Here is a 2,456-nt window from a genome sequence, read left to right on the forward strand (position 1 = left end):
TAGGGATCAGGCTAAGCCCGTTTATCACCTCAAAGCAGGTGATCTGCAAAAACGCGCGAAACGCGCCTATCGTGCCCCATTTATTGTAGCTCGCAAGCCCTCCGATCAGCAGTCCGTAAACGCAGGTGCCGCTAGCTCCGAGTAGGAACAAAATTCCCACATTTATATCGCTTAAAATCGGCTGTATAGTCCGCCCGCCGATCGTAAACTCCGGCAGCAGCGGCACTACCGAAAGCGCCACGAAAGCTCCCGTAGCCGATATGATCGGCGCGATTTTGAAAAGAAGCTTATTCGCCCGCGCAGGGATCGCGTCCTCTTTTGTAAAAAGCTTTATCATATCCGCGCCCACCTGCAAAAGTCCCGCAGGCCCGACCATAGAGGGTCCGATCCTGCGCTGCATAAAGGCAAGCACCTTGCGCTCGGCGTAAGTCGCAAGCCCCGAGAGCAGCGCGATGACGGCTAAAATCACGAGCGCCTTTAAGACGGTGGCTACGAAATAAAATGCACTATCGCTCATCTGCCCTCTCCTTTGGAATTTGAAATTTTCTCGATTTTTACGCTAGCGTAGCGCGAAGTTTTGAAAAATATCTCGCCGCGAAGTTTCTCATCAAAATACGGCAGATACGCGCCGCTAAAGCCTGGATCGATCTTTACGCTAGCGACGATTTCACGCTTTAAGCTTACGAGCCCCTCCGCGCCGCTTTCGCTGTTTTCATCGCCGGCGCCGCCGGCTTTATGCGCGGCGCTTGCGCGATCCGCTTTTTTAGCACGACCGGCGCCGCCCTTGTCGCTTTCGTTGCTAGCAGCGCCCGTTTTACGCACGCAGCTAGTTTTTTCATTATGCCCCACATCGTCTGCTTGGTAAATTTTAACGACGTCGCCCGCGCTCACGCCCAAGTTTTCGGCGATGCTAGGGCTTAGATACAGTGCGCCCGCTTCGCCCAGAGCGCTGCTTGCGCCGCTAAATTTATTGAATTGATGCAGCGGATTTGCCTCATAGATTAAAATTTCGCCCTCGCCTGCTCTAAGCGGCGCGGAAGGCGAAATTTCAAACTCCTCCTCGCTAGCGGCAAACTCCTCATTTCGCAGCTCATATCCGCGGTGATTTGCGCCGCCGTTGTCATAGAAATTTTCTAAATCGTCAAATTTAACCTGCTCAAAATCAGCGCCCAAGCTTGACGTATAGCTGATCGCGTGTTCCGCGCAAACTCCCAGCGCACAGGCGATGTCGTTTAGCTCGTATCCGCCGTAATTAAGCGCCGCATTGGTAGGCACCACACGCTTATCGTAGTTCGTAAACGTGCCCTCCTGCTGCACCAAGCTAGGCGCGTCCAGATCCGCTTCCAGCACGCCGAAACTAATATCACCCGCTTCATTGTAGCCTAGCGTCTCGCCCGCGCTCATTTGCGCGCTAAGCTCACAGATGAGCGCGACGCCCAGGCTGTTCGTGCGCGGCGGCACCACTAGCACCTTAAATAGCGTGTGGCGCTGCACCAAGCCCACCAGCCGCGCAAGCGTGGCGCTATTTGGCGTGCGGATAAAATCCTCGCCGATGATAAGCGAAAAATGCTCCTTTTTAGCCAAAATTTCATCTATTTTTTGCTCGTTCAGACCCAGCGCGCGGGCAAAATTTGAAATTTTACTTTCCGCAGGATTTTCGGAATTCTGCGCGGAATTTTCAGCGTTGCCGTCCGTGCTTGCGGAATTTTCGGCACCGCTCACACTCGCAACATTCCCAGAGCCATTTGCCTCCGCAGAATTCTCAGGATTTCGCGAACCCGTAGATTTCTCGCCTAAATTTTGCTTCGCCGCGGCATGCGAAATTTCAAATTCCGCCGCGAGTTTCGCATCCAGCCACTCAGGCAGATCGCGCCCGAACTTTTGCAAGATCCAAAGCAGGATCTGCGCCTCCAAGCCCGCGGCATGCGGTTGATGGATGAAATTTTTACTAAAGCCCTTAATGCCCTCGTCGCAAAACGGATGAAAATAGATCCCGCTTGCCTTATTTAGCTTGCAGGCGCTGTTTACCGCATAGCCTAGATTTGGAGCGTCGCTGCGCAAAAATGTGCCGCAAACGACGATAAAATCGCTATTTTTAATCGTCTGCGAATCCGCATTATAAAATTTCGTGCCGCTAAGCTTAGAAAATTCGCGCAGGAATTTTTGATACGCAAGCGCTTCGTCATTGATCAAAGCGAGTTTAAATTTTTGACGCAAAAGCTCTAAAATCCGAGCTTCTTCGTTAGTGATGAAACTATTAAATTTGATGTTTTTGATCTCGCTATCCTCAATGCCGCGCACGATACGGCTAAAAACCGCTTCGTTTTTGCTCGCTCGCTCGTTTGAAAAATCCCAGCCGAAGCGCGCTCCCGCATGCAGGACGCTAAAATTTATGTCGCTGCTAACGCGATAAATTTTTTCACGCGGCTCGCCTATGCCGCGGCGCTTGATCTCGT

At 52.0% G+C, this 2,456-nt stretch carries 2 protein-coding genes; both read right to left on the bottom strand.

Annotation, left to right across the window (positions count from 1 at the left end):
- Positions 1 to 517, bottom strand: a 517-nt coding sequence (locus Q0256_RS02105) for an NADH-quinone oxidoreductase subunit H (protein WP_297959619.1), incomplete at its 3' end; no start/stop codon positions are given.
- Positions 514 to 2,456, bottom strand: a 1,943-nt coding sequence (locus tag Q0256_RS02110; protein WP_297959620.1) for an NADH-quinone oxidoreductase subunit G, incomplete at its 5' end; no start/stop codon positions are given. The genes Q0256_RS02110 and Q0256_RS02105, both read right to left, overlap by 4 nt.

The organism is uncultured Campylobacter sp. (genome assembly GCF_937949835.1).
Taxonomy (GTDB): Bacteria; Campylobacterota; Campylobacteria; order Campylobacterales; family Campylobacteraceae; genus Campylobacter_B.